Origin of the sequence: Spirillospora sp. NPDC052242 (assembly GCF_040679555.1) — a bacterium.
In the GTDB taxonomy this organism is placed as follows: Bacteria; Actinomycetota; Actinomycetes; order Streptosporangiales; family Streptosporangiaceae; genus Spirillospora.
Genome location: NZ_JBFAUZ010000021.1, coordinates 112,806 through 138,058 on the forward strand (window position 1 = coordinate 112,806; position 25,253 = coordinate 138,058).

At 74.3% G+C, this 25,253-nt stretch carries 26 protein-coding genes; 12 read left to right on the plus strand and 14 right to left on the minus strand.

Annotated features, from left to right (window positions below; genetic code table 11):
• Positions 1–260 precede the first annotated feature (260 nt).
• From AB0L25_RS18995 to AB0L25_RS19005, 3 genes are all read left to right on the plus strand, one after another.
• On the plus strand, positions 261–746 hold the full coding sequence (locus AB0L25_RS18995; protein ID WP_500173780.1) for a PraA/PraB family alkane oxidation protein activator: 486 nt from the start codon (positions 261–263) through the stop codon (positions 744–746).
• Positions 747–955: 209 nt separating this feature from the next.
• On the plus strand, positions 956–1,093 hold the full coding sequence (locus tag AB0L25_RS19000) for a hypothetical protein (protein WP_500173782.1): 138 nt from the start codon (positions 956–958) through the stop codon (positions 1,091–1,093).
• Positions 1,090–1,791, plus strand: coding sequence for a DJ-1/PfpI family protein (locus tag AB0L25_RS19005; RefSeq protein WP_500173783.1), 702 nt, complete (start codon positions 1,090–1,092; stop codon positions 1,789–1,791). The genes AB0L25_RS19000 and AB0L25_RS19005 overlap by 4 nt, the downstream gene beginning before the upstream one ends.
• On the opposite strand, the gene AB0L25_RS19010 is transcribed toward AB0L25_RS19005, so the two are convergent.
• Genes AB0L25_RS19010 through AB0L25_RS19050 form a run of 9 tightly spaced genes read right to left on the minus strand, consistent with a single transcriptional unit; the run spans position 1,792 to position 10,779 of the window.
• Complete coding sequence (locus tag AB0L25_RS19010) at positions 1,792–2,616, minus strand: hypothetical protein (protein WP_500173785.1); 825 nt, start codon at positions 2,614–2,616, stop codon at positions 1,792–1,794.
• A 17-nt stretch (positions 2,617–2,633) separates the two neighbouring features.
• A complete protein-coding gene (locus AB0L25_RS19015) occupies positions 2,634–3,905 on the minus strand; it encodes an MCE family protein (protein WP_500173787.1) in 1,272 nt (423 codons plus the stop codon).
• Positions 3,902–4,897 (minus strand): MlaD family protein, encoded by a 996-nt coding sequence (locus tag AB0L25_RS19020; protein ID WP_500173789.1) that lies wholly within the window; start codon positions 4,895–4,897, stop codon positions 3,902–3,904. Before AB0L25_RS19020 ends, AB0L25_RS19015 begins: the two co-directional genes overlap by 4 nt.
• On the minus strand, positions 4,894–5,922 hold the full coding sequence (locus tag AB0L25_RS19025; protein ID WP_500173791.1) for an MCE family protein: 1,029 nt from the start codon (positions 5,920–5,922) through the stop codon (positions 4,894–4,896). Before AB0L25_RS19025 ends, AB0L25_RS19020 begins: the two co-directional genes overlap by 4 nt.
• Positions 5,919–6,956, minus strand: coding sequence for an MlaD family protein (locus tag AB0L25_RS19030; RefSeq protein ID WP_500173793.1), 1,038 nt, complete (start codon positions 6,954–6,956; stop codon positions 5,919–5,921). The genes AB0L25_RS19025 and AB0L25_RS19030 overlap by 4 nt, the downstream gene beginning before the upstream one ends.
• Entirely contained in the window at positions 6,956–8,071 is a 1,116-nt protein-coding gene (locus AB0L25_RS19035) for an MCE family protein (RefSeq protein WP_500173795.1), read from the minus strand. Before AB0L25_RS19035 ends, AB0L25_RS19030 begins: the two co-directional genes overlap by 1 nt.
• A gap of 1 nt (position 8,072) precedes the next feature.
• Entirely contained in the window at positions 8,073–9,095 is a 1,023-nt protein-coding gene (locus AB0L25_RS19040) for an MlaD family protein (protein WP_500173797.1), read from the minus strand.
• Positions 9,092–9,958 carry an ABC transporter permease gene (locus AB0L25_RS19045; RefSeq protein WP_500173799.1) on the minus strand — a complete coding sequence of 289 codons (867 nt, stop codon included), beginning with the start codon at positions 9,956–9,958 and terminating at the stop codon, positions 9,092–9,094. Before AB0L25_RS19045 ends, AB0L25_RS19040 begins: the two co-directional genes overlap by 4 nt.
• Complete coding sequence (locus AB0L25_RS19050) at positions 9,958–10,779, minus strand: MlaE family ABC transporter permease (RefSeq protein ID WP_500173801.1); 822 nt, start codon at positions 10,777–10,779, stop codon at positions 9,958–9,960. The genes AB0L25_RS19045 and AB0L25_RS19050 overlap by 1 nt, the downstream gene beginning before the upstream one ends.
• Positions 10,780–10,997: 218 nt before the next feature.
• Here AB0L25_RS19050 and AB0L25_RS19055 point away from each other — a divergent pair, with 218 nt between their 5' ends.
• From AB0L25_RS19055 to AB0L25_RS19080, 6 genes are all read left to right on the plus strand, one after another.
• Entirely contained in the window at positions 10,998–12,845 is a 1,848-nt protein-coding gene (locus tag AB0L25_RS19055; RefSeq protein WP_500173803.1) for a hypothetical protein, read from the plus strand.
• Positions 12,846–12,925: 80 nt separating this feature from the next.
• Entirely contained in the window at positions 12,926–13,894 is a 969-nt protein-coding gene (locus AB0L25_RS19060; RefSeq protein WP_500173805.1) for a quinone oxidoreductase family protein, read from the plus strand.
• 43 nt (positions 13,895–13,937) lie between these two features.
• Entirely contained in the window at positions 13,938–16,616 is a 2,679-nt protein-coding gene (locus AB0L25_RS19065) for an AAA family ATPase (RefSeq protein WP_500173807.1), read from the plus strand.
• Positions 16,617–16,619: 3 nt separating this feature from the next.
• The gene (locus AB0L25_RS19070) at positions 16,620–17,498 is read left to right on the plus strand and encodes an alpha/beta fold hydrolase (protein WP_500173809.1); all 879 of its coding nucleotides are present in this window, start codon (positions 16,620–16,622) and stop codon (positions 17,496–17,498) included.
• Between the two features lie 190 nt (positions 17,499–17,688).
• On the plus strand, positions 17,689–18,570 hold the full coding sequence (locus AB0L25_RS19075) for an immunity 49 family protein (RefSeq protein WP_500173811.1): 882 nt from the start codon (positions 17,689–17,691) through the stop codon (positions 18,568–18,570).
• A gap of 73 nt (positions 18,571–18,643) precedes the next feature.
• Positions 18,644–18,883, plus strand: a complete 240-nt coding sequence (locus tag AB0L25_RS19080) for a hypothetical protein (RefSeq protein ID WP_500173813.1) — start codon at positions 18,644–18,646, stop codon at positions 18,881–18,883.
• Between the two features lie 5 nt (positions 18,884–18,888).
• Here AB0L25_RS19080 and AB0L25_RS19085 read toward each other — a convergent pair whose 3' ends face one another.
• Together AB0L25_RS19085 and abc-f are read right to left on the minus strand one after the other, a co-directional pair.
• On the minus strand, positions 18,889–19,536 hold the full coding sequence (locus tag AB0L25_RS19085; RefSeq protein WP_500173815.1) for a CatB-related O-acetyltransferase: 648 nt from the start codon (positions 19,534–19,536) through the stop codon (positions 18,889–18,891).
• Positions 19,537–19,550: 14 nt separating this feature from the next.
• Positions 19,551–21,140, minus strand: coding sequence for a ribosomal protection-like ABC-F family protein (abc-f, locus tag AB0L25_RS19090; RefSeq protein ID WP_500173817.1), 1,590 nt, complete (start codon positions 21,138–21,140; stop codon positions 19,551–19,553).
• A gap of 114 nt (positions 21,141–21,254) precedes the next feature.
• Here abc-f and AB0L25_RS19095 point away from each other — a divergent pair, with 114 nt between their 5' ends.
• Positions 21,255–21,878 carry a TetR/AcrR family transcriptional regulator gene (locus tag AB0L25_RS19095; RefSeq protein WP_500173819.1) on the plus strand — a complete coding sequence of 208 codons (624 nt, stop codon included), beginning with the start codon at positions 21,255–21,257 and terminating at the stop codon, positions 21,876–21,878.
• On the opposite strand, the gene AB0L25_RS19100 is transcribed toward AB0L25_RS19095, so the two are convergent.
• The gene (locus tag AB0L25_RS19100) at positions 21,871–22,200 is read right to left on the minus strand and encodes a DUF3140 domain-containing protein (protein WP_500173821.1); all 330 of its coding nucleotides are present in this window, start codon (positions 22,198–22,200) and stop codon (positions 21,871–21,873) included. The two genes, AB0L25_RS19095 and AB0L25_RS19100, sit on opposite strands and share 8 nt — an antisense overlap.
• A complete protein-coding gene (locus AB0L25_RS19105; protein WP_500173822.1) occupies positions 22,197–22,421 on the minus strand; it encodes a hypervirulence associated TUDOR domain-containing protein in 225 nt (74 codons plus the stop codon). Before AB0L25_RS19105 ends, AB0L25_RS19100 begins: the two co-directional genes overlap by 4 nt.
• A 126-nt stretch (positions 22,422–22,547) precedes the next feature.
• Here AB0L25_RS19105 and AB0L25_RS19110 point away from each other — a divergent pair, with 126 nt between their 5' ends.
• Together AB0L25_RS19110 and AB0L25_RS19115 are read left to right on the plus strand one after the other, a co-directional pair.
• Positions 22,548–22,943, plus strand: a complete 396-nt coding sequence (locus AB0L25_RS19110) for a DUF427 domain-containing protein (RefSeq protein ID WP_500173824.1) — start codon at positions 22,548–22,550, stop codon at positions 22,941–22,943.
• Positions 22,940–23,803 carry an acyl-CoA thioesterase gene (locus AB0L25_RS19115; RefSeq protein WP_500173826.1) on the plus strand — a complete coding sequence of 288 codons (864 nt, stop codon included), beginning with the start codon at positions 22,940–22,942 and terminating at the stop codon, positions 23,801–23,803. Before AB0L25_RS19110 ends, AB0L25_RS19115 begins: the two co-directional genes overlap by 4 nt.
• Here AB0L25_RS19115 and AB0L25_RS19120 read toward each other — a convergent pair.
• Positions 23,792–25,060 carry an NAD(P)/FAD-dependent oxidoreductase gene (locus tag AB0L25_RS19120; RefSeq protein WP_500173827.1) on the minus strand — a complete coding sequence of 423 codons (1,269 nt, stop codon included), beginning with the start codon at positions 25,058–25,060 and terminating at the stop codon, positions 23,792–23,794. The genes AB0L25_RS19115 and AB0L25_RS19120 overlap by 12 nt on opposite strands.
• Positions 25,061–25,253 lie beyond the last annotated feature (193 nt).

Below are 25,253 nucleotides of genomic sequence, written 5' to 3' on the forward strand. Positions count from 1 at the left end.
CTGCCAAAAGAAGTCGACGATGTAGTCACCTTTCGGGCGTTGACCGCTCCACGCCCCTTGCCTATGGTGTCAATAGAACGCGTTCTAGTAAGACGGTCGGAAGACCGGCGTCGATGGAGACGGCGTCCTCCGGCCGGCCGTCCCCGGTTCGCACCTTCCCCGATCCGCCGGCCACGGGCGGGCGAGGCCGGACCGCGGACTCCCACCCCATTCCTCCGGGTGCAGGCGCGACGCCCACGTGTCCGAAATGAGGACCCCCCTTGTCCCGCATCAGCAAGAAGGCCGCGTTCCTCTCCACGACCGCCGCGGCCGCCCTCACCGTCGCCATGACCGCCACCCCCGCGCTGGCCTGGCCGGCCGGCAACTTCACCGCCACCCTCGACGGTGACATGATCATCGACGCGGGCATCGCCGCGACGTGCACCGACTCGACCCTCTCCGGCACCGTCGCGGCGGACGGCACGCTCACCGTCACGAGCGCGTCCGTCTCGGGCTGCGGCGTCACCGTCACCCCCGTCGGCCTGCCCTGGAGCGGAAGCCTCAGCGGCGGCACCGCGTCCTTCAGCGGATTCCAGATGAGCGCCATCGGCTGCACCTTCGGCGGCGACATCGCCGGCACCTACTCCGGCGGCGAGACCTTCCCGGTCACCGCGGCGTTCACCGAGCAGACCGTCGACCGGACGAGCGGCTGGCTGTGCCCGTCGTCCGCCACGATCACCGCCTCGTACACGTTCAACCAGCCCTGATCCACGGGACCCTAGGGTCCCCCCGTCCCCACGGCCCCGGCGGGCGCCCGCCGGGGCCGCTTATTGGCGACCCGACAGTAGCTATTGGCACAGCGCCAATTTCGTTCTACAGTCGCGGTCAGGCAGTGACCACGACTCCGGCGGTCCCCGCCACGCACGTACCGCGCCGGGTGGGGGCGGGGGCCGCCGGGTTCTCCCCGGGAGACCCCATGCCGGACGACCGGAGCGACGACCCGTCGCTGTGCAGGATCCTCGCGCCGCTCGCCGACGCGAGGACGGACGGCGCCGCACAGGTCCTCATCGACGCGCTGCTCGGCGAGGACGCCCCCGAGGAGGACGACCGGTGAACATCGTCTACGTGCTCTACCCCGGCTTCACGGCCCTCGACCTGGTCGGCCCCTACGAGGTGATCAGCCGCTGGCCGGACGCCCGCGTCCACTTCCTCGCGACGACCCCGGGGCCGGTCCGCGCGGACGTCGGCCTCACGGTCGTCCCCACCTGCACGCCCGAGACGGCGCCGCGGCCCGACGTGATCGTCGTCCCGGGCGGCGGCGAGACCGCCCCCCTCGACGCCGGGGACGACCCGGAGCTCATCGGCTGGCTCCGCCGCTCCGCGCCCGAAGCCCGGTGGCTGGCGTCCGCCTGCACCGGCGCCTTCCTCTACGCCGCCGCGGGCCTCCTCGAGGGCCGCCGCGCCACCACCCACTGGGGCATGCGCGACAACCTCCGCGCGATGGGCGTCGACGTCGTCGCCGAACGCGTCGTCTTCGACGGCCGCATCGTGACCGGCGCGGGCGTCTCCGCCGGCATCGACATGGCGCTGGCGCTGACCGCCCGCGCCCACGACGAACGCACGGCCAAGGCGCTGCAGCTCCTCATCGAGTACGACCCGCAGCCGCCGTTCGACAGCGGCTCCCCCGCCGCCGCGTCCGCCTCCACCCTGCGCCTCGCCACCCGGATGGCCCTCGGCGACGCCCCGCTCGCCACGATCCGCCGCGTACTCGCGCACCTGCTGACCGCCCGGCGCCGCCGCCCGGCCGCGTGATCACCCGGCCGGCGACGCCCCCGGCGTCGGCACGGCGCCCCCGCCGCCCTGCTGCCGCCCCTGCGGGTCCGTCATGGTCTCCTGCGCCGCCCCGATCGACGTCACCTCGGTCACCCGCCACTCCCCGTCCTTGCGGACCAGCCGCATGTCCAGGTGCGAGCCCAGCACCCGCCGGGTGCCCGCCGAACTGCGCACCTCCGAGTCCATCACCACGATCGCGCGCGCCGTGGACTCGTCGACGTCCCCCAGGTAGACGTCCCGCACGGTCGCCGACGCGTCCGCCTTGAGCTTCGTGATCACGCCCTCCAGCCCGCCGGTGAACGCGACGTCGTACGTCTTCGCGAAGTCCTCCGACGCGAGCGAGAGCACCCGGTTCCGGGCGTCCTGCAGGTGCTCGTGGTCGTAGCTGAGCAGCGCCTGCCCGAACTCCCCGGCCTGCCGCTCCACCGCCCGCCGCGCCGCCTCCTCCTGCGCCGCCTGATCCGCCCGGTACCACTGCAACCCCGCCGTCACGACCGCCGCGACCAGCAGCACCACAACCGCCGCACGCCCCCACACCCCCCGAAGCCACCGCACCCGCCCGCTCTTCGCACCGGCGCCGTCCGAACCCTTGCCGTCCTCGACGTCCGCATCTGAATCGTTCACGTTCGCGGTGTCCGCGCGCTTCGCGGCCTCGGCGTCCACTTCATCAGCGTCCGCGTTCGTGCCGTCCTTGCTCGTGCTCGCGGTGTCCGGCTCCTGCGCGGCCGCGGGTGAAGCCTTCGCGGACGGGTCGGTCGCGGGGGTGTCGCGGTCCGCCTCGGCGGGCTCGACGTCGGTCGACATCGGTGCCTCCCTCTCGGTCATTTCTGCTTGCGGATCCGCACGGCCCGCAGGGTGCGGGCGGCGACGGCGGCCAGGACGAGCGCGGCGGCCAGCGGCGGCCACAGGGGGAGCCCGTCGCCGGCGGACGGCTCGTCTCGCGCGTCCACGGGGCGCGCGGACATCGCGGGGTCGGCGCCGGGCGCGGCGCGGGGGCCGGGCGCGGTGCGCGCGGGGTCGTCGCGTTCGGCGGTGTCGCCGGACGGAGCGGCGGGCGGGGCGCACAGGGTGAGGCCGGGGGCCGCGGGCTTGGGGCGCGGGTCGGCGTACTCGGTGGGGGCGTCGTGGCCGCCGACGGTGATGACCGGGGTCACGCGGAGGTACGCGCCGGAGGCGTCGCGGGCGGTGATGTCGGTGACGAGGGCCTTCAGGGTCGGGACCATCTCGACGACGTGCCGGATCTTCGCGGAGTTCTGCGCGGTCAGGAGGGGTTCGGACGGCGTGGCGGCGGCGGTCAGCAGGCAGCCGAGGCCGGGGCGCGACCGGCGCAGGAGCTCGTTGACCTCGGCGAGGGCGCCGGGGCCTTCGTCGAGGACGGTCTCCAGGTGCGCGCGGTTCCGCCGGATCGTGGCGGTGACGGTCGCGAGGTCGTTGACGCCCGAGGCGATCGCGCCGCGGCGGTCCGCGAGGGTGGTGGTGAGGCGGGTGAGTTCGACGGCGAGGGCGTCGAGGGTGCCGGCGTCGGCGGCGAGGGTCTCGGTGAGCCGGTGGATGTCGCCGATGATCGCGTTGATGGAGCCGCCGCGTCCCTCCAGGCCGGTGGCGGCCTCGTGGACGAGCGTGCGGGCGTCGCGGGGGTCGACGGCCTTGAGCGTCTCGCCGAGCCCGTGGAAGAGCTGCTGGTAGTCGACGGTCGACTCGGTGCGGGCCACGGGGATCCGGTCGCCGTCCCGCAGGTCCTGCTTGGCGGGACGGGCCGGGGGCGTGAGCTCGATGTACGGTTCGCCGATCGCGGACTTGCGCAGGACGCGCGCGCCGGCGCCCGCGGGGACGTCCGTCCCGCGGTCGAGGTCGAGGCGGACGTCGACGTGGCCGTCGCGGAGTTCGACGGCGCCGACGGTACCGACGTGGACGCCGAGGTGGGTGACCTCCTGGTCGGCGCGGAGGCCGGGGGACGTCGCGAACTCGACGGTGACGTGGTACGGGCGTTCGAGGGCGTCGATGCTGATGATGCTGCGGAGCGCCCAGACGGCGAGGACGACGCCGAGGACGGCGAAGAACACCAGGTTGACGACGATGCGGGGCTGTTTCACGGGCGGGGTCCCATCAGGTGCCACGGCTGCCGCGCCTGCGTCTTCGCGGCGGTTCCGGGTTGCGGGAGGAAGCCCTTGATCCACAGGAACAGGAGCGCCTGCCCGCTGTGCGACACGGAGGGGCCGTCGAGGAACCGCAGGACGGCGTGCGCGAGGGCCTTGAGGTCCTCGCCGCCGCGGACGGCGGCGGCGAGCAGGTCGTCGGCGCGCCTGAGCAGGACGGTGAGGCGCCGGGCGTGCTCGCTCTGGACGTTCGCGTTGAACGAGGTCCCGAGCTTCGTCAGTTCCTGGACGGCCCGTTTCACCTGTGCCCGGTCGTTCTGCAGGCGTTCGGTGGCGAGCTCGATGTTGCCGGGGAGGTCGTCGATGTCCTCGCCGCCGGCGCGGAGCGAGTGCCCGAGTTTCGCGAGGTCGTCCATGGCGCCTCCGAGTTCGGCGCTGGCGGCGGCGTAGGAGTCGGACACCTCGGACGCCTTCTTGATGAGGGTGTTGAGCCGCTGCCCCTTGCCGCCGAGGGCGGTCGCGGACTCGCGGCCGATCGTGGAGATCTCCTGGCCGCCGAGCGCGGCGAGGAGCGGGCCGAGGCGGGCGCTGATCTGCTCGAGGTCCGGCTGGACGGACGTCCGCCCGATGGTCGCGCCGGACGCGAGGTACGGTCCGGCGCCCGCGCCCGCGCCCGCGGGCGGTTGCAGGCGCACGTAGTTCTCGCCGAGCAGGGACGTCTTCGCGATCGACGCGGTGGTCCCGACGGGCACCCGGACATCGTCCTTGAGCGACATCGTGACCTCGGCCTGGTGCCCGGCGAGTTCGACGCCGACGACGGTGCCGACGCGGACGTCGGAGATCTGCACGCTGTGCCCGACGACGAGGCTCTGCACGTCGTCGAACTTCGCGGTGAGGCGCATGTCGCCCTGCGGCGCGCCGATGGTCTGCAGGGTGCATCCGCAGGCGGTGAGGAGCAGGACGAGCGCCAGTGCGGCCCGTGCGATCATCGCGGCCCCTCCGTGCAGTTCGCGAGCGCGGGCTGCCCTTCGAGGCAGGGGACGGTGCCCCAGCCCATCGCGTCGAACAGGGGCTGGAGCCAGGCGCGGAGGGTGCCGTGGACGACGACGCGGATGGTCGCGACGTGGTTCTGCCGGTCCCACGCGTCGACGGCGACGTCGGCGAAGGTGCCGAGCGCGTCGATCGCCTGGTTGAGGGAGCCCGCGTTCGACTTGAGGGTCAGCACGATGTTCGACAGGTCGGAGACGGTGCTGGGCAGCGTCTCCTTGTAGGCGGTGACGATGACGCGGCTCTCGCGGACGGCGGCGGCGAGGCCCTGGATGAACGCGGTGAGCCGGGCGCGTTCCTCGGTGAGCGACCGGGAGACGGAGGAGAAGGAGTCGATGAGCTCGCCGAGGCGCTTGTCGCGGGCGTTGAGCTCGGTCGCGAGGGTGCGCAGGCCGTCGGCGAGGGAGACGATGCGCTCGTCCTGCGCGGCGAGGTTCTCGGTGAGGTCGGCGGTGCCGCGCAGGGCGTCGTTGACGTCGCCGCCGCGGCCGCGCAGGTCGTCGGCGCCGCGGCCGACGGCGTCGCCGAGCTGCTTCGGGTCGATGGACTTGTTGAGCCGGGCGAACGCGGCGAGCGCGTCGTCGATCTCGACGGGCAGCTTCGTGCGGTCCTGCGGGATCACCATGCCGGACGGGGCCTTGGGCGCGCCGGGCCGCCAGGGCGGGTGCAGGACGACGAAGCGTTCGCCGAGCGCGTTCGCGGACGCGATCGCGGCGCGGGTGTCGCGGCGGACGGGGATCTTCTCGTCGATCTCCAGGTCGACGCGGACCCGGTTCTCCTCGGTGCGGATGCCGACGACGCTGCCGGCGTCCGCGCCCATGATCCGGACGCGGGACTGCTCGTAGAGGGAGGTCGTCTTGGCGAAGTAGACGGTGAGGCGGTAGGTGCCGTCGCCGGGGGCGAGGGTGCAGCCGCCGGTGGCGGCGGTCAGGGCGAGCGCGGCGGCGGCCGCGACGGCGCGTCTCATGGCCGTCCTCCGGTTCCTTCGGGCGCCATCTTCGCGAGTTCGGCGAGGTCCTTCGGGGAGAGCGGGCCGAGGCCGGTGGAGACGACGTCCAGCCAGGGGCCGCGGCCGCCGGTGGCGGACAGCCCGCTGAGGGTGGGCCCGGCCCAGGCGAGCAGTTCGTTGAAGTCGCCGGTGGCGGGACGCAGGGTGCCGAGGGTGCCCTGCAGGTCCGCCATGACCGTTTCGAGCTGCTTCTGCTGCTGCTCGATGAGCCGCGTGAGCGCCGCGACCGTCCGTCCGCCGCTGCCGAGGAACGCCGACAGCTCGGTCTTGCGGCGTTCCAGTTCGTCCAGCATGAGCCGCACGTTGTTGAGCAGGGCGGAGAGCTGCTTCTCCTTGGTGCGGGCGAGGTCCAGGACGCGGTCGCCGTTGGTGAGCAGCTTCTCGATCTGCGGTTCGGACTCGTTGACGGTGCGGGCGAGGTCGGCGAGGTTCGTGAGCGTGCGGCTGAGCCGGCCGCGGTCGTCGGACGACACCCCGTTCAGCTCGCCGAGGATGCGGTCGATCGACGCGGTGTCGAGGCGGGTGATCGTCTCGGTCGAGCGGTTCAGGACGTCGTTGATGGTGGCGGGCGTGCCGGTGCGGTCGAGGGGGACGCGGCGCCGGTCGTCCGGCAGGTCGGCGAGGTGCGGGGTGGTGACCGGGCCGGACAGCCGCAGGTAGCGGCCGCCGAGGACGCTCGCGACCTCGACGTCCGCGCGGGTCGCGGGCCCGAGGTCGACCTCGGCGTCGACCTCCCAGGTGACGAGCACGCGGCCCTTCCCCCAGTCCGGTTCGACGGCGGTGACCTCGCCCGCGCGGATCCCGGCGACCCGCACCTCGTCCCCGGCCTTCAGCCCGCCGGTCTCGGCGAACACCCCGGTGACGGTGTAGCGGTTGAGGAGCAGGCCCTCGGTGCCGATCAGGTAGACGGCGACGACGAGCGCGAGCAGGGTGCCGGACGACACGAGCCCGACGGTGATCCGGTTGCGGTCGCGGAGCGATCCGAGCGGCATCAGGCGCCTCCCACCAGCAGGGTGCGCAGCGCACCCGCCGAGTCGATGCGGACGCGTCCGGTCGACGCCGCCGGCTGCGTGCCCCCGGACGAACCGGACGTCCCGGACGTCCCGGGCTCGCGGGCGCCCGGCAGCCGCGTCGGGTACGGGCAGGGCGGCGCGGCGAGGGTGAGGCAGGGGATGGCGGCCTCCATGTAGGTGCCGTTGTCGGTGGCCGCGAAGATGCGCCGCAGCTTCGGCGACGCCGACTCGAGCACCTGCGACAGCGTCCCGACGTTGCGCCGGACGCCGCCGGTGAGCTGCGACAGCCGGGCCACCACGGCGGACAGTTCGGCGCTGTTGCCCGCGAGCACCTGGTCGGACGTCCGGGACATCGCGGCGAGCTCGACGAGGGCCTCGTCCAGGAGGCGGCGGTTGTCGGCGAACGCGCCGCTGAGGTCGACGAGCCCGTCGACGGCCTGCCCGATCTGCTCGTCGCGGCGGGCGATGATCTCGCTGATGGCGGCGTAGTCGTCCAGCATCTGCTTGAGGGTGGCGCGGCGGGCGGCGATCGTGGACGACAGCCGGTCGACGTTCACGATCAGCCGGTCGATCTCCTCGGCGTTGCCGTTGAGGGCCTGCGCCAGCGACACCAGGACGGTGTTGACCTGCGTCGGGTCGATGCTCTCGGTGAGCGGCGCGAGCTGGTCGATGAGGGCGCCCGCGTCGACGACCGACCGGGTGCGGGTGATGTGCGCGCCCGGACGCATCGGCTCGGGGCTCGTCCCGGGGATGAGGTAGACGACGCGGCTGCCCATCGCGTCGCGCCAGCGGATCGCGGCCTCGCTGTCGGACGGGACGGTCACCGACTCGTTCACGTGCATCCGCACCCGGGCGCGCCCGTCGACGATCTTCAGTTCCTCGACGCGGCCCACCGGGGCGCCCGCGATCTTCACCTCGTCGCCGGCGGCGAGGCCGCTGGCGTCGTCGAAGGTGGCCGTGACCGTCCAGCCGTCGGCGAAGCTCAGCCGGGCGATCTGCGCCCCGATGAACGCGGTGAGCAGCCCGGTCACCGTCACGAACGCGGCGAGCCGGACGAGCAGCCCGACGCGGGCGCGGGAGAGTCGCACCGCCATGTCAGTGGCCTCCCTGCGCCGGGCACACCCCGATGATCAGCCGGCACGGATCGGTCGGCAGGAGCCCCTGGGTGCGGATGTAGTTCTTGCCCTCGGGACCGGCCAGCGACGTCAGCTCCCCGTAGAGCGGGAGGAGCTGGTCGCCGGTGCGGACGGCGTCGCCGAGCAGCCCGAGCTGCGCGTAGACGACGGCGGCGGCGCGCTCCCCGGACCGGAACGCCTCCCCGACCTGCCCGCCGCGCTTGCCGAACCCGTGCGCGACGAGCCCGGACAGGTCGGAGATCTCGTCGGAGAACTTCCCGAGCCGGTCGGTGCCGCCCGCGGCCGTCTCCTCGATGAGCGTGTTCGCGTCGCCGTTGAGGGAGACGAGGTCGTCGCCGGTGCCGGACGCGGCGAGCGTCCCGGTGAGCCCGGCGGCGTCGGTCAGGAACCGGCGGGCCTCGGCGCGGCGCCGGTGCGCGACGTCCGTCAGGACGGACGCCTGGTCGATCGTGTCGCGGAGCCGCCCGCCCTGCCCGTTCAGCCCCCGCGCGAGGGTGTGGACGATCGTGGCGACCTCGGCGGGGTCGACCGCGCCGAGGGTGGCGTCGGCCTGGGCGAGCAGGTCCGACAGGTCCTGCGGGTCGGACGTCCGCTCGATCGTCGCGCCGGACGCCAGGAACGGGCCGCCGCGCTCGCCGGACCCGGGGGTCAGCTCGACGAACTTCGGCCCGAACGCGGACGCGGGCTCGATCGACGCCGCCGCGGACGCCGGCACCCGGATCCCCGGGTCCAGCCGCAGGGTCAGCCGCGCCCGTCCGGTGCCGGTGAGCTCCATCCGCTCGACCGTCCCGACCGTCACGCCGCGGATCTTGACGGGCGCGCCGTCGCCGAGGCCCTGCCCGGCCGTCCCGAACACGGCGGTCAGCCGGACGCCCTCGGCCTGGAACGGGCGGGTCACCAGCAGGTACACGCCGAGCGCGGTCAGCAGGACGGTGAGCAGCGAGATGAGCAGCGCCCGGCGGAGGGGGATTTCATGGTTCATCCGGTCAACCTCACGGTCGCTCCGTTGCCCCAGAAGACGTAGGAGAGCAGCAGGTTCAGCGTGACGATCGTGATGATCGACAGCCGGATCGCGCGTCCGGACGCCCGGCCCACCCCCGCCGGGCCGCCGCTCGCGTAGTAGCCGTAGTAGCAGTGGATCGTGATCACCGCGAAGGCGAACACCCCGACCTTGATCGCGCTGTAGACGAGGTCGATCGTCGGCAGGTACAGCGTGAAGTAGTAGTCGTAGACGCCCGGCGCGAGGTCGAAGAACTCGGTGCTGATCCACCGGGTGGAGAAGAAGCTCGCGAACAGGGCGATGAGGTAGAGCGGGACGAGCGCGATCAGCGCGGCGACCACGCGGGTGCAGACGAGGTAGGCGAACGAGCCGATGCCCATGACTTCGAGCGCGTCGATCTCCTCGGAGATCCGCATCGCGCCCAGCTCGGCGGTGAACGCCGACCCGCACTGCGCCGCGAGCGCCGTCGCGGCGATCACCGGGGTGATCTCGCGGACGTTCGCGAACGACCCGACGAGCCCCATGAACGACTCCGCGCCGATCGACTCGAGGCCGGTGTAGCCCTGGAGGCCGACCTCGGTGCCGACGAAGAACGCCATCGTGAAGATCACGAAGATCATGCCGCCGCCGACGACGGTGGCGCCCGCGCCGACGACGATGTCGCTGACGTGCCGGGCGACCGTCTTCGCGTACTTGCGGCGCAGGATCAGGTCGCGGACCGAGTACAGCAGCACCCGGTAGATGAACACCGGCCACTGGGCGAGGTCCCCGCTGCGCCGCAGCGCGGCGGACCCGGCCGCCGAGAGCCGGTCGGCGGTCCGCGTGGACAGGAGCGGCGCGGCCATCAGTGGGTGGGCGGGAACGCGACGAAGTACACCGTCGAGATCACGTAGTTGAGGGCGAACACGAGCATGAAGGCGACCACGATCGCCCGGTTGACGGCGCGTCCGACCCCGACGGGGCTGCCCGCGCAGTTCATTCCCATGTAGCAGGCGACGGCCGCGGCGATGAGGCCGAACAGCCACGACTTCAGCAGCGTGACGAGCAGGTCCGACACCTGGAGCAGCGACACGGCGCCGGCGAAGTACGCGCCGGGCGTGACGTCCTGGAGGAGCACGTTGAACACGAAGCCCCCGGCCGCCCCCGAGACGATCACCAGGGACGCCAGCAGCATCGCCACCAGGCTCGACGCCCACAGCCGCGGGGTGACGAGCCGGTGCACGGGGTTGACGGCCATCGACTCCATCGCCGACAGCTCGTCCCGGATCTTCCGGGCGCCCATGTCGGCGGTCATCGCCGAGCCGCCCGCGCCCGCGATGATCAGCGCGGCGGCGATCGGGGCGACCTCCCGGACCAGCCCGACGATCACCGCGCCGCCGGTCGAGGACTGCGCGCCGAGCTGGGACGCGAGCTGCCCGACCTGCAGCGCCACCGTGGCGCCGAGCGGCAGCGACACCAGCATCACCGGCACGCTGGTGACGCGGGCGAGGAACCACGACTGCTCCGCGAACTCCCAGCCCCAGGTGCGCACGTCCCACGTGCGCCGCAGGCCCTCCAGCGCGATGACGAACAGTTCCCCGACCTCGCCGAGGAATCCCCGGGCGCGCGCGGTGATCCCCGCCCTGAGCCGGGTCGTGAGACTCGCCGTGACCCGTGCCGTGACCATAGCCGTCACCTCCTCAGCTCGTCCCGCCGCTTCTGGGAGCAGGCGCCACCTTAGCGACTTACTGGCGCGCCGCCAATAAGTGGCCGCTTATTGACAATAACTATTGGCGCAACGTCAGCGCGACGTCAGGCCGGAGCCGGAGCAAGGCTCGATGAGAACTTGACTCTCGCCACGTGCATATAGTCTTCTTATTGGCGCCACCAACAGCGGGAGGCGCGATGGCCGACCACGACGACCACCTCGACGGCGCACACGGCCGGGCACGGCCCCACCCGCCCGGGCGCCGCGGACCGCGCGGACGGCCGAAGCGGCGCGCGTCCCTCGCTGCGGCGGGCGTCCTGCTCGGCGGCGCCCTCGCCCCCGCCGCCCCGGCCGCCGCCGCGGAGCCGCCGCCGGAGTGCGCGCCGCGCGAGCCCGGCGGCCCCCTGTGGATCACCGCCGGCTGCGTCGACCCGATGTACGACCGGCCGGTCATCGACGCGGAGGCGGACGCCGCCGAACCCGTCCCGCACCACCGGGTGTCGGGCCACTTCGCGGGCACGGGCGTGAAGTTCACCTTCTACTTCCCGCGGCGCTGGGACGGCCGGTTCCACCAGCTCGTCTACCCGACGCAGGACGCGAACGCCACGGCCGAGACGATCGGGTCCGGCGCGGACGCCGGCGCCTACACCGTGCAGGTCACGGGCACGCCCGGCTACCGGGCCGACGCCGCCGCCGCGAAGTTCTCCAGGACGGTCGCCGCACGCCACTACGCGTCCCCCGGGAAGCGGATCCACGGCTACGTGTACGGCGGCAGCGGCGGCTCGTACCAGACGATCGGCGCGATGGAGAACACGACGGGCGTATGGGACGGCGCGGTGCCGTTCATCCCCGGCACGCCGACGTCGATCCCGAACAACTTCTTCGTCCGCGCCTTCGCCCGGTTCGTGTTGCAGGACAAGGCCGAGCGGATCGCGGACGCCGTCCGCCCCGGCGGTTCGGGCGACCCGTACGCCGGGCTCACCGGCGTCGAGCGCTCGGTGCTGCGCGAGGTCACGGCCATGGGCGTCCCGCTGCGCGCGTGGCAGAACCCCCGGTACGTCCTCGGGCTGGACGACCCGCAGGGCCTCCTCGGGTTCGCGGAGACGGTCAAGGCGATGGACCCGGCCTACGCGGACGACTTCTGGAGCGAGCCCGGCTACCTCGGCACCGAGCGTTCGCCGCTCGGCGACCTGTTCCGCGCCGCCCGCGACGACCACGACCCCTGGTCGCTCGCCCTGCTCACCTACCACCGGCACCAGGTCCCCGACCGCCCCGGGTTCGACGTCTGGGACCGGTTCCGGGACGCCGCCGGACGGCCGCTGTACCCGCAGCGCCCGGTCGAGGTCGGGCCCGCGATCTCGACCGGCGTCAGCGGCGGCGGCACGCACACCGGCCGGATCACCGGCAAGATGATCATGGTCGCGACGCTGCTCGACACCGACGCGTTCCCCTGGCACGCCGACTGGTACGCCGAGCAGGCCCGCCGCGCGCTCGGCCCCGCGTACGACTCCCGGTTCCGCGTCTGGTTCAACGACAACGCCGACCACATCGGCGCGCACCTTCCGGGCCTCGTCGACTACGCGGGCGTCCTCCAGCGGGCGCTCCGCGACGTGTCCGCGTGGGCCGAACGGGGCGTGCCGCCCCCGCGCTCGTCCCGGTACGGCGTGGCGGACGGCCAGGTCACGGTGCCCGCGCGCGCCGCCGCGCGGCGCGGCGTCCAGCCCGTCGTCGACCTGACCGCCGGACGAACCGACCGGATCGACGTCCGCGCCGGACGTCCCGTCGCCTTCCGGGGGACGATCCAGGCGCCGCCGCACGCGGGCCGCGTCGTCTCGGCCGGATGGGACTTCACGGGCACCGGCGACGTCGCCCCCGCGCCCGTCCGTCCCGGACGGACCGTGCACGTGCGGGCCACGTTCACCTACACCGAGCCCGGCACGTACTACCCCGTCCTCCGGGCGGCGTCGCACCGCGACGGCGACACCCGCACCCCGTACGCCCTCGTCCGGAACCTCGACCGCGTGCGCGTCGTCGTCCATCCGTGAGCGCGGCCCATCCTGGTGGTCGCACAACCAGGATGAGCCGACACTGCCGCCCCGCCCGCGGCCGGGCCACCCTCGGGTGCATGAACACCACGCAGATGAAGGCGGTCGTCGTCCCCGAGTTCGGCGAGGCCGGCGTGCTCGCCCTCGCCGACCGTCCCGTCCCCGAGCCGGGACCGGGCCAGGTCGCCATCGACGTCGCGTACGCGGGCGCCGGCTTCGCCGAGATCCTCTACCGGCGCGGCGTCGTGGACGTGCCGCTGCCGTTCGTCCCGGGCATCGAGGTGTCCGGGCACGTCCGCGCCCTGGGCGAGGGCGTGGACGGCCTCGCCGTCGGGCAGCCGGTCGCCGCGCTCACGATCGTGGACGGCGGCGGGTACGCCGAGGTCGCCGTCACGTCCGCGGACCTGGTCGTCCCGCTCGACGGCCTCGCCCTCGACGTCGCCGCCGCGCTGCCGTCCAACAGCACCACCGCGTTCCTGGTGCTCGACCGGGTGGCCCGCATCGAGCCCGGCGAGAGCGTGCTGGTGCACGCCGCGGCGGGCGGCGTCGGCAGCCAGCTCGGGCAGGCCGCCCGCCTGCTGGGCGCGGGCCGCGTCGCCGGGACGGTCGGCGCCGAAGCCAAGATCGAGACGGCCCGGGGCTTCGGCTACGACGAGGTGCTGCTGCGCGACCGCGCCGCGGGCGCCGGCCCGTTCGACGTCGTCGTGGACATGGTCGGCGGCCCCGCGCGGCGCGCGAGCCTCGACCTGCTCGCCCCGATGGGCCGCATGGTCGTGATGGGCAACGCGTCCGGCGCCGACGACGTCGGCGTCCCCGCCAACGAGCTGTGGTTCACGAACAAGACCGTCTCCGGCTTCAACCTCGCGGCGTTCGCCGCCGCCCACCCCCGCCAGGCGGGCCTCGCGCTGCGCCGCGCGGTCGACGCCGCCGCCCGGGGCCGGCTGCGGATCCAGGTGGAGACGCTCCCGCTGGGGCGGGCCGCCGAGGCGCACCGCCGCATCGAGTCCGGCGCCACCACCGGCAAGCTCGTCCTCGACGTCGCCGCCTGACCGGCGTCCCGGACGTCCTGGTCACCGCCCTACAGTGACGTTCGTGCTCTACGGCAGGTCGGCGGAGATCGACGCACTCGACGAGGTGATCGCGCGGGCGCGCGACGGGTCCGGCGGCGCGGTGCTGCTGCGCGGCGAGGCGGGCGCCGGGAAGACCGCGCTGCTCGACGCGGCCGCCGCGCGGGGCGGCGCGATGCGGGTGCTGCGGACCACCGGCGTCGAGCCCGAGTCCGACCTCGCGTTCGCCGCGCTGCACCGGCTGCTGTGGCCGGTGGTCGACGGGCTCGACGCGCTGCCCGTCCCGCAGCGCGACGCGGTGGGCGCGGCCCTCGGGCTGTCCGCGGGCGGCGCCGGCGACCGCTTCCTGGTCGGCGCCGGGGTGTTCTCGCTGCTGGCCGAGGCCGCCGCGCCGGACGGGCTGGTCTGCGCGGTCGACGACCTGCAGTGGGTCGACCGGGCCTCCGCCGACGCGCTGCTGTTCGCCGCCCGCCGGCTCGCGACGGAACGGATCGCGATGCTGTTCGCCGTGCGCGGCGACGCCCCGGTCGGCGGCGTGCCGCTGACGGTGGACGTGCGCGGCCTGCCGGAGCCCGCGGCGGCCGAGCTGCTGGCGTCCCGCCACGGCACGCTGGAGCCCGGGGTCGCCCGCGAGCTCGTCGCGCTGACCCGCGCGAACCCCCTCGCGCTGCGCGAGATCGCGGACCGGCTGACGCCCGCGCAGCGCGCCGGGCGCGACCCGCTGCCCGACCCGCCGCCCGGCGGCGCCCGGCTCTTCGGCGACCGGGTGGCCGCGCTGTCCCCGCCCGCCCGGCTCGTCGCCCTGGTCGCCGCCGTGGAGGCCGAACTCGACCACGTCCTGCGCGCCGCCGACAAGCTGCTCGACGCGGACGGGCTGCTCGACGCGGACGCCGCGACCGCGCTCGCCGAACTCGAAGCCGCCGGGCTGGCCGACGTCGCGGGGACGAGCGTGCGCTTCCGGCACCCGCTCGTCCGGTCCGCGGTGCACGAGGCGGCGAGCGGCGCCGACGTCCGCCGGGTGCACGCCGTCCTGGCGGAGCTGACCGAGGGCGACCGCCGGGCCTGGCACCTCGCCGGGGCCGCCCTCGGCCGGGACGAACGGGTCGCCGCCGCGCTGGCGGCCGCCGCGGGCCGCGCGCGCGACCGCGGCGGCTACGGCACCGCCGCCACCGCCCTCGCCCGCGCCGCCGAGCTGACCCCCGAGCCGCACGCCCGCGCCGTCCGGCTGAAGGACGCCGCCGTCGCCGCGTGGCTCGGCGGCCGTCCGGGACGGGCGGAGTCGCTGCTGGCCGAGGCGCGCGAGGAGGCCGGGGACGCGCTCGTCCCGCAGATCGCCCGGCTCCGCGGCCGGTTCGAGCTGACCTCGGGCAACGCCGCCGAGGCGGTGCGGATCCTGTCCGCGGGCGACGACCTGGACACGCTGGCCGACGCCGTGGAGGCCGCCTCGTACGTCGGCGACACCGCCGCGATCGTCGACCTGGCCCGGCGCGCCGCCGCGCACCCCGCCGGTTTCCTGCGGGACGCGGTCGTCGGGATCGGCCGCACCCTCGACGGCGACCCCGACGGGCCCGGCCTCCTGCGCCGCGCCCTCGCCCGCGCGGACGACCTCGACGACGCGTCCGCGTACCTGTGGGCGACCGCCGCCGCCAGCGCCCTGCGCGAGTGGGACCTGGCCGCCGAGATGGCCGCGCGGGCCGGACGCGTCGCCCGGATGTCGGGCATGACCGGGCAACTGCCCGTCGTGCTGGAGTTCGCCGCGACGGCCGAGCGCATCGCCGGACGCCCCGCCCGCAGCCGCGCCGTCTCCGAGGAGGCCCTCGCGCTGGCCCGCGAGGCCGGATACACCAACACGGTGGCCGCCCACCTGGCGAACCTCGCCGTGGTGGCGGCGCTGCGCGGCGACGAGGAGACCTGCGAGCGGCACGCCCGCGACGCCCTCGCCATCGCGATCCCGCACCGGGTCGGGCTGCACGCCGGGGTGGCCGCGTACGCCCGCGCGATGCTCGACCTGTGCCTCGGCCGCCACGCCGCCGCGCACGACCGGTTCACCGCGCTCGCCGCGGCCGGACCGGGCGCCGGGCACTGGACCGTCCTGTGGCGGTCCGCGCCCGACCGCGTCGAGGCCGCCGCGGGCGCGGGCGACGCGGCCGCCGCACGCGCGACGCTCGCCGCGTACGAGCGCTGGGCCGAGCACGCCGCGACACCCGAGTCCGGCGCCCTCCTCGCCCGCTGCCGGGGGCTGGCGCACGCCTCCGACGACGCCTTCGCCGAGGCGCTCCGCCTGCACACCAACCCGTTCGAGGCGGCCCGGACGGCCCTGCTGTTCGGCGAACGCCTCCGCCGCGCGCACCGTCCGGCGGAGGCCCGCGCGCACCTGCGGACGGCGTGGGAGACCTTCGAGCAGGCGGGCGCCCGGCCGTGGGCCCGGCGCGCGCAGGACGAGCTCCGCGCGGCGGGCGAGAGCGGGCAGGCCCCGCCCCCGGCCGTCCTCGACGCGCTGACCCCGCAGGAACTCCGCATCGCGGGCCTGGTCGCCGACGGGCTGTCGAGCAGGCAGATCGCCGCCCGGCTCTTCCTCAGCCCCCGCACCGTCGAGTACCACCTGTACAAGATCTATCCGAAGCTGGGCATCGGCTCCCGTACCGAACTGGCGCGACTGGTAGTTCTACAGAAGGCGCCCGTAGCCGAACACGGCAGGCTCTGAGGCATGCAAACCGTGAACCTCTGGAGCGAAGAGTTCGGCGCCGCGACCGACGCGCCGATCCTGCTGATCATGGGCTCGATGTCGCAGGGCGTCCTGTGGCCGGACGAGTTCGTCGGCCGGCTCACCGCCGGCGGCCGCCGCGTCATCCGCTACGACCACCGCGACACCGGCATGTCGGACACCGTCGACTTCGCCGCGAACCCGTACACGTGGGACGACATCAAGAACGACGTCCTGCGCGTCCTGGACGCCCACGGGCTGGCGAGCGCGCACCTGGTCGGGCACTCGGCGGGCGGCCTCCTCGCCCAGCTCATCGCGGTCGAACGGCCGGAGCGGGTGCGCTCGCTGACCGTCATCGCGTCGTCGCCCCTGGGCGGCGGCGAGGGCGAGGTCCTCCTGCGGGCCCTCACCGGGCAGCCGCAGCCCCCGGGGAGCCTGCCCGAGCCGACGCCCGAGTTCGTCGCCCACTTCCGCGCGCTCATGACCGCCCCGCCCCCGTCCGGCCGCCGCGCCCGCATCGACGCGATGATCGCCGAACAGCGCGTCCTGCACGGCACCGGCCTCCCGTTCGACGAGGACGCCGCCCGCCGCCTGCAGGAACGCGTCCACGACCGCGCCCGCGACCTGTCCGCCGCCGCGAACCACCGCCTCGCGGCCGCGGCCGACCCCGGCTTCGAACCGGCGGACGCCCTGCACCGCGTGAAGGCCCCCACGCTCGTCATCGAGGGCACCCACGAACCGGTCAAGCCCGGCCACGGCGCCGTGATCGCCGAACGCATCCCGGGCGCCCGCCTGCTCACCCCGTCCGGCCTGGGCCACACCCTCCCGCCCGAGACCCACGAGGAGCTTGCCGCCGCCATCCTCGCCCACACGGCCGAGTGACCCGGCTCGGGCGGCGGCGATTCGGCCCCGCCGCCCGCCGGGGCCGACGGCGAGACCGCTGAAGGCTTCGGGGCGACCTTCACGGGAGTGCGGAATCGTCCTCAATTCGCGCACTTCCGCCTTTTACCGGTCCAATCCGAAACGACTTCGATATCGTGACTCGTCGGCCTTTCCGTCGAGGAGTCCAACCATGCTGGAAGTCGCACGCCATCACGTCGGCGAGGAACGGATCGCGCAGGCCCTCGAAGACGTCCACCATCAGGCCATCGCGCTCCACACCCGGCTGCTTTGGGACCTGTCCCTGGACAACCTCCGGGACGCGTGCGACCGGCTGCTCGACCACGTCGCCGCCCGCAGCCTGGCCGAACCCGACCTGTCCTCCGTCGAGGCGCACCGGGCCCTGCGGACGGCGGCGGCGTGCGTCGCGGGCATCATGGACCTCGGCCTCTGGCCGAGAGGCGACTTCGAGGTGGTCTTCCACCTGCTCCCCGACCTCGACCCTGAAGAGGAACTCAACCAGAACAACATCGTTTTCAGCATCCACGACACACGCGCGGTGCCCCCGGTGAGCACCTGGATCGAGACATTCGCCCTCTGCCTGATCGGCAGCGAATTCCAGCATCCGTGGCGATACCACCTCGTCCTGAAATCGGCCATCTCCCCCGAACTTCGCGAGGAGCACCGGGACGCCGCCGCGGCCCTCGCCGAGATGGACGCCTTGTGCGACTACATCATCGGCACGATCCCGCCCATCGGCCGTCCGGAACCGAAGGAGCGCGTGCGCAAACCGGACGCCGACGAACGCGCCCGCGCCGCCCGCCGCCTCGACGACGCCGGCCCGCTCACCCCGGACCAGCGGCTCCTGCGCGTCCTCCTGGACGACGACCGCCCCGCGTTCGAGCGCGCCCTCGCCGACCGGCTCGTCGAGCACCGCGAGAGCGTCGGCGCCGACCCCGCGCCCCGCACCCTGCTGCCGCTCACGGCCTTCGCCCTCGCGAAGCTCGCCGTCCTCGCGCACGGCTGGCACCTGGACGTCCGCTCCGGCTACCTCCCCGAAGGTCTCCTGTACTGACCCACGGTTCGGGCGGGACGTCGGCGCTTCGGCGGCGCGGGGCGTAGGGTGCGGACCGGTGGAGGTGAGGTCGATGGATCCTCGGCGCATCGCGCTCAGCCGGCGGCACAGCCGGGAGATGGGCTCGCTGTTCCAGAGGTTCCTCGACGCCCGTCCGGACGTCGAGTCCGAGGTGCCCGGGGCGATGACGGACGAGCAGGACGCCGCGTGGACGGAGTTCAGCGCCGACCTCCTCCGCCGCCATCAGGCCGAGCGGTCGGCCCTCGCGGACGTGCTGGAGGCCGAGCAGCGCCGGCGCGAGGGCCGGGGCTGAACCGGTCACTCCGGCTTGTCGGCGGCGGCTTCCTCCAGGGCGTCGATGGTGCCGGACATGATCGTGCGGATGTGGGCGGTGATGTGCCGGACGGGCCAGTCCCACCAGGCCACGGCGAGGAGGCGTTCGACGTCGGCGTCGGTGTGGCGGCGGCGGATGAGCCGGGCCGGGTTGCCGCCGACGACGCCGTAGTCGGGGACGTCGTCCACGACGACGGAGCCGGAGGCGACGACGGCGCCGTGGCCGATGCGGACGCCGGGCATCACCGTCGTGCGGTAGCCGAGCCACACGTCGTGGCCGAGGACGGTGTCGCCGCGGCCGGGCAGGCCGGTGATGAGGTCGACGTGCTCGGCCCACGAACCCCCCATGATCGGGAAGGGGAACGTGGACGGGCCGTCCATGCGGTGGTTCGCGCCGTTCATGATGAAGCGGACGCCTTCGCCGAGCGCGCAGAACCTCCCGATGATCAGCTTCTCCGGGCCGTAGTGGTACAGGACGTTGCGGGTCTCGAAGGCCGTCGGATCGTCCGGATCGTCGTAGTACGAGTACTCCCCGACCTCGATCAGCGGCGAGGTGACCAGGGGTTTCAGCTGGACGAGCCGGTTCTGTCCGGGCATCGGGTGCAGGACGGTCGGGTCGGCGGGAGCGGGCATCGCGGTTCCTTCGGTCACAGGGACAGGCGGGCGCCCCGCCAGCGGCGGCGCAGGCGGCGGTCGTGGCTGACGACGACGAGGGCGCCGTCGTAGCCGGCGAGGGCGGCTTCGAGGTCCTCGACGAGGGCGGGCGACAGGTGGTTCGTGGGCTCGTCGAGGAGGAGGACGTCCCAGGGTTCGGTGAGCAGCCGCGCCAGGGCGAGCCGCCGGCGCTGGCCCGTGGACAGGCGGCCGGCGGGGGTCGTGAAGTGGGCGGGGTCGAACAGGCCGAGGGACCGCAGGCGGTCGGCGTGCTCGGCGGGGTCGCCGGTCCGGCCGCGGGCGAAGGCCGCGAGGAGCGTGTCGTCCGGTGCGCCCGGCCGGGGCTCCTGCGGGAGGTACCCGATCCGGGCCCGGCGGGTGACGGTGCCGCGGTCGGGGACGGCGTCGCCCGCGAGGACGCGCAGGAGGGTGCTCTTGCCCGCGCCGTTCGGCCCGGTGATCAGCAGCCGCCGGCCTGCGGAGACGGCGAGGGTGGTGGGGCGCAGGCGGTCCGTGACGGTGACGCCGGCGGCGTCGAGGACGACTCCTTCCAGGCGGCGGGCGCGGAGCACGGGGGTGAAGCGCAGCGGTTCGGGCGGCGGCGGGACCGGGTCGGCGAGCAGGCGGCGCAGCCGTTCCTCGGCGTTGCGCACCCGGCTCGCCAGGGACTGCTGCACCCGGCCGCCGGCGCGGTCGTAGGCCATCTTGTTGCCGTCCTTCATCGCGCGGCCGGGCGCGACCCGGCGGGCGGTGGTCGCGGCGGACTCGCGGAGCCGCGCGACGTCGGCCCGCCACCGGTCGTGCGCCTGGACCCAGCGTTCGCGGGCCGCCTTCTTCTCGGCGAGGTACCCCGCGTAGCCGTCCCCGTACCGGACGACGGTGCGCCGGTCGCCGTCGACCTCCAGCAGGGTCGTGGCGACGCGTTCGAGGAACGTCCGGTCGTGCGAGACCGCCACGGTGGTGCCGCGGCGGGTGCGCAGGTGGTCCTCCAGCCAGGTGACGGCGCCGTCGTCGAGGTGGTTGGTCGGCTCGTCCAGCAGGAGGACCTCGGGGGCGGCGGCGAGGACGGCCGCCAGGCGCAGCCGGACCTGCTCGCCGCCGGACAGGCCGCCGACGGTGCGGGAACGTTCCACGAGGCCGAGCCCGAGGCCGTGCATGGCGCGTTCGACGCGGGCGTCGGCGTCGTAGCCGCCGCGCAGCTCGAAGACGGTCAGCAGCTCGCCGTACTCGGTCATCGCGGTCTCGTCGCCGTCGGCCATCGCCTTCTCGAGGCGGCGCATCCGCTCCTCGATCGCGCGGAGGTCGCTCAGCGCGCGGTCGATGATCTCCTGGACGGTCGCGTCCGGCGGGAGCCGCTCGTCCTGTGCGAGGTAGCCGACGCCGCCGTCCGCCTGGACGACGATCTCGCCCGCGTCGGGGCGTTCGCGGCCCGCGAGCAGGCGCAGGAGGGTGGTCTTCCCGGAACCGTTCTCACCGACGATCCCGGTGCGCTCACCCGCGGCGAGCGTGCACGTCACCGAGTCGAGGACGACCCGGCCGTCGAAGGACTTGGACGCGGCGAGCGCGGTGATCTGCGTGGGCATGGCACTCCGAAGCATTCGAGGGGCGGGCGGCCTGGGACCGCGGGACCGGGTGAACGCTCCGGATGAGCATCGGCGACTCCACTAATGCGACAACTGTTACTTTAGGATGGTGCCATGACCCAGTCCCGCATGCAACCGGATGATCGGCGCCCGCCCCCGGCCCGGCGTCCCGGCGGCCGGACCGCGCGGGTGCGCGCGCAGGTGCTCGACGCCGTCCGGGCGGAGCTCGGGGAGCACGGCTTCGACGGGCTGACCATGGACGCCGTCGCCGCGCGGGCGGGCGTCCACCGCGCGACGGTCTACCGGCGCTGGAAGGACGTCGGCGGCCTGCTGGCGGACGTCCTCGACGCGGCGGGCGACGACGACTGGCGGCCGCCGGACACCGGTTCGCTGGAGCGCGACCTGGCGGGACTGAACCACGAGATCCAGGACGCCATGGCCGCGCGGCCCCCGATCATGGCGGCGCTGATCGCCGCCTCGTTCCGCTCGGAGCAGGCGGCCGAGGCCCAGCGGCGGCTCTGGGAGGACCGGTACGCCCGCTGCGAGATCGTCGTCGAGCGGGCCGTGGCGCGGGGCGAGCTGGCCCCGGGCGTCGACGCGCGGCGGCTGCTCATCGCGGCGACCGCGCCGCTGTACCACCAGCTCGTGCTGCTCGGCACGCCGCCCGACCCCGACCTGCCCGGCCACGCGGCCAGAACGGCGGCGCTCGCGGCGTTCGCCGGCGCGTTCGCTACTTGAGGGGGTCGTGGCCCCAGTTCATCAGCGAGTACCGCCACCTGGTGTGCTCGACGTCGCCGGACGGGCGCTGCGCGAGGTGCCGGTGGACGTAGCCCACGACCTTGTTCATGTGCGCCCGGTCGTCGCCGGTCAGATCGGACGACTTGGTCCGCAGCAGCTCGACGATCCGGCGGCCCGACGCGTGGCCGGTCGACTCGCCGCCGCCGTCCTTCTGCCCGGCGGAGCGCGACTCCTCGGTGTCGAGCCAGCGTTCGAGCTCATTCGGGGTCATGTTGACGACCTCGCCGAACTCGGCCTCGATCCCGGCGTCGTCCACGCTCACTTCGGCTTCCGCTTCAGCGCCGACGGCTTGTGGACGGCCTTCTTGCCGCTCTTCTCGCTGCGCACGACGTACTGGGGTTCGTCGGGTGACGCCGCGACGGTGCGTCCGGCCTCCTTCCGCCGGTCGGTGACCTTCTTCTCGACCTTCCCCTCGGCCGTGGACCCGTGGCTGCGCCACTCGACCTCGTCCCCGACCGACGGTTCTCCCTTGCGTTCGCCCATGTCACCGGCCTACCCGGTGCGCGGCGCACAACCTTGGCAATCATGATCTCGAATTTGAGAACGCCCCTTCCACTCGGGGATGGCCGCTGCGAGGATGGGGGCGTCCGTTCGAGGGAGGTCGCAGCCTTGGCAGCCGCACGGTCGATGTATCACGAACGTCCGGACTATCGCGTCGATCTGCTCGCCCGCACGAACCTCGTGACGGCGCGGCTGGGCGAGACGCTGCTCGCCCGCAGCCGCGCGTGCCTGTTCGTGGACGAGCAGGACCACGGGCTCGCGGTCTACTTCCCCGAGGACGCCGTCGACTTCACGCGCCTGGAGCCGAGCGGCCATCGCACGGTCTGCCCGTTCAAGGGCGAGGCCGTGTACTGGCGGACGGCCGGCGGCGACGGCTCCGGGATCGCGTGGGCCTACCCGGAGCCGTTCCCGCAGGTCGCGCGGCTCGCCGGGCACGTGGCGTTCGACCTGGACGCCGTCCGCGTGACGATCGGCCCGGGCGTCTTCACCGGGGTGCGCCCGTGACCGGTTCGTCCCTCGCCCGGATGCTGGACGTCTTCGACGTGGCGCCCCTCGACGCCGGACGGTTCGCGTTCACCGGGGACAGCGACGGCGGCGGCCGCCGGGTCGTCGACGGCAGCCAGATCCTCGCCCAGTGCGTCGTCGCCGCGTCGAAGGCGTTCGCCGGACGGACCGTGCGTTCGGCCCATGCGCTGTTCGTCGCGGTCGCCGACCCCGCGAAGCCCCTCGAGTTCACGGTGACGCCCGTCCGGGAGGGGCGCACGTTCGCCAGTGCGACGGTCGCGGTCGCGCAAGGCGGCCGGACGTGCGTCACCTGCACCCTGCTGCTCGACCGCCCGGGACCCGACGTCGTGCGGCACGACGCGTGGACGGGTCCGGCGCCCGCGGGCCCCGAATCGGCGCATCCCGTCGACATGCCCCTCGAAGGCCGCGAGATCCGCATCGAGGGCATCGAGGACTACGGCGACCCGGACGAGGTCGGGCCCCCGATCATCGACGCGTGGGTGCGCTACGACGCCGTCCCGGCACGCGACGACCTGCGGCGCGCCCTCCTCGCGCACTTCACCGGCCATCTGGCGATCTCGGCGACCATGCGGGCGCACCCCGGCATCGGGACGTCGCAGGCGCACCGCACGGTGTCGACGGCGGTCATGGGCATCGCCGTGCACTTCCACGAGCCCGTGCGGTGGGACGGCTGGCTCCGCTACCACCACGAGAGCGCGTACGCCGGCGCGGGCATGAGCCACGTCCGCGGGCAGATCGTCACCGAGGACGGACGGCTCGTCGCGTCCTTCACCCAGGACGGGATGATCCGGGCGTTCGAGCCGCGCGAGCAGGCGATGCCCGCCGCGTCACGGCTGTGACTCCGGCACCGCGGTGATCCGCCGCCGTGCGTCGAGGGCGCGCAGGTCGTCCAGGACGGCCTGCGCGGCGCGGCGCCCGGAGACCAGGGCGCCCTGGATGGAACCGGTGTCGCGGTGGTCGCCGCACACGTACCGTCCGGGGCCGAGCCGCACGGGCCGCCGGAACCGCAGCGGCGGCGGCATCGCGGGGAGCGCCTCCGGGACCGGGTACGTCGCGATGTGCCGCCACCCGTTGGTGTGCCCGTAGATCTGCGTGAGGCGGTCGCGCACCCACGGCTCGTCGGCGTCGCCGTGCACGCCGAGGACGGACGTGGAGATCAGCGCGCGCCCGTCCGGCGAGTACTCGGGGGCCGCGTCGGTGAGGACGAGCGTGTCCGCGATGACGCCCTGGGCGTCGATGATCTGCACCGGTTCGCGCATCGGCGACGACGGGGCCGCGTGGTAGAAGGTCGTGACGGACCGCATCGCGGGCGCCTCGACGCCCGGGACGAGCGCCGCCGCGGCCACCGGGTCCGCCGCGACGACGACCGCGCGCGCCGCGATCGTCTCGCCGGACGCCGTCCGGACGCCGTCGTCGGTGATCTCCCGGACGGGCGTCTCCAGCGCGACCGTCCCCTCGGGGAGCCGGTCGGCGAGCAGCGCCGGGACCCGCCCCATGCCGAGCGCGGGCACCCCGATGGTGCCGCTCGCGAACGACCGCCAGAGCAGGTGGAAGTAGCGGCTCGACGTCTCCAGGTCGCGTTCGAGGAGGACGGCGGCCAGGAAGGGGCGCAGCAGCCGGTCGATCATCGTGTCCGAGACGCCCCGGTGGCGCAGTTCGTCCAGCGTCGTGCGTTCGGTGCCGGCGCGGATCCGGGACGGCGGGACGGCCATGTCGCGGGCCGTCATCGCGACCAGCGCGGCCTTGTCGCGCGGCGACCCGATGCCCGCGAAGAGGGTGCTCAGCGTGTACGAGGGGTGCCGCCATGGGAGCATGACGCGCTCCCGCCGTCCCGCGTCGTAGACGATCACCCCGGACGCGAACGGCCGCAGGTGCAGCGACTTCAGGTCGATCAGGCGGCGCACCTCGGGGTACGCGGTGTTGAACACCTGGAAGCCCCGGTCGAGCCGGAACCCCTCGACGACGTCGGTGCGCATGCGCCCGCCGACGCCGTCCGACGCCTCCAGCACCCGCACCGGAACGCCGTTCTCGCGCAGCCGGACGGCACAGGCCAGCCCGGCGATCCCCGCCCCCACCACGACCACGGTGTCGGCCATCACCCCTCCTCGCGTCGCCCGGGACATGCCCGCGCACCCGGTGATGACGTCCGCAAAGGGGCAAAATCCCCGCAATGTCAGGCGCATCACTGTGGGGGGCGACCCCCCACACCCCCCGGCAAAAGCGGGGCCGCCGTTCGCGGCCTCGGCCACCACCTCGATGTCGTCCTCGATCTCCAGCAGCGCCCGGAAC

Bases quoted from the DNA above. Each gene is read 5' to 3' on its own strand.
- AB0L25_RS19000 (WP_500173782.1), top strand. From the start codon at position 956: ATGCCGGACGACCGGAGCGACGACCCGTCGCTGTGCAGGATCCTCGCG.
- AB0L25_RS19010 (WP_500173785.1), bottom strand. From the start codon at position 2,616: ATGTCGACCGACGTCGAGCCCGCCGAGGCGGACCGCGACACCCCCGCG.
- AB0L25_RS19020 (WP_500173789.1), bottom strand. From the start codon at position 4,897: ATGATCGCACGGGCCGCACTGGCGCTCGTCCTGCTCCTCACCGCCTGC.
- AB0L25_RS19025 (WP_500173791.1), bottom strand. From the start codon at position 5,922: ATGAGACGCGCCGTCGCGGCCGCCGCCGCGCTCGCCCTGACCGCCGCC.
- AB0L25_RS19030 (WP_500173793.1), bottom strand. From the start codon at position 6,956: ATGCCGCTCGGATCGCTCCGCGACCGCAACCGGATCACCGTCGGGCTC.
- AB0L25_RS19035 (WP_500173795.1), bottom strand. From the start codon at position 8,071: ATGGCGGTGCGACTCTCCCGCGCCCGCGTCGGGCTGCTCGTCCGGCTC.
- AB0L25_RS19040 (WP_500173797.1), bottom strand. From the start codon at position 9,095: ATGAACCATGAAATCCCCCTCCGCCGGGCGCTGCTCATCTCGCTGCTC.
- AB0L25_RS19045 (WP_500173799.1), bottom strand. From the start codon at position 9,958: ATGGCCGCGCCGCTCCTGTCCACGCGGACCGCCGACCGGCTCTCGGCG.
- AB0L25_RS19050 (WP_500173801.1), bottom strand. From the start codon at position 10,779: ATGGTCACGGCACGGGTCACGGCGAGTCTCACGACCCGGCTCAGGGCG.
- AB0L25_RS19055 (WP_500173803.1), top strand. From the start codon at position 10,998: ATGGCCGACCACGACGACCACCTCGACGGCGCACACGGCCGGGCACGG.
- AB0L25_RS19060 (WP_500173805.1), top strand. From the start codon at position 12,926: ATGAACACCACGCAGATGAAGGCGGTCGTCGTCCCCGAGTTCGGCGAG.
- AB0L25_RS19070 (WP_500173809.1), top strand. From the start codon at position 16,620: ATGCAAACCGTGAACCTCTGGAGCGAAGAGTTCGGCGCCGCGACCGAC.
- AB0L25_RS19075 (WP_500173811.1), top strand. From the start codon at position 17,689: ATGCTGGAAGTCGCACGCCATCACGTCGGCGAGGAACGGATCGCGCAG.
- AB0L25_RS19080 (WP_500173813.1), top strand. From the start codon at position 18,644: ATGGATCCTCGGCGCATCGCGCTCAGCCGGCGGCACAGCCGGGAGATG.
- AB0L25_RS19085 (WP_500173815.1), bottom strand. From the start codon at position 19,536: ATGCCCGCTCCCGCCGACCCGACCGTCCTGCACCCGATGCCCGGACAG.
- abc-f (WP_500173817.1), bottom strand. From the start codon at position 21,140: ATGCCCACGCAGATCACCGCGCTCGCCGCGTCCAAGTCCTTCGACGGC.
- AB0L25_RS19095 (WP_500173819.1), top strand. From the start codon at position 21,255: ATGACCCAGTCCCGCATGCAACCGGATGATCGGCGCCCGCCCCCGGCC.
- AB0L25_RS19105 (WP_500173822.1), bottom strand. From the start codon at position 22,421: ATGGGCGAACGCAAGGGAGAACCGTCGGTCGGGGACGAGGTCGAGTGG.
- AB0L25_RS19120 (WP_500173827.1), bottom strand. From the start codon at position 25,060: ATGGCCGACACCGTGGTCGTGGTGGGGGCGGGGATCGCCGGGCTGGCC.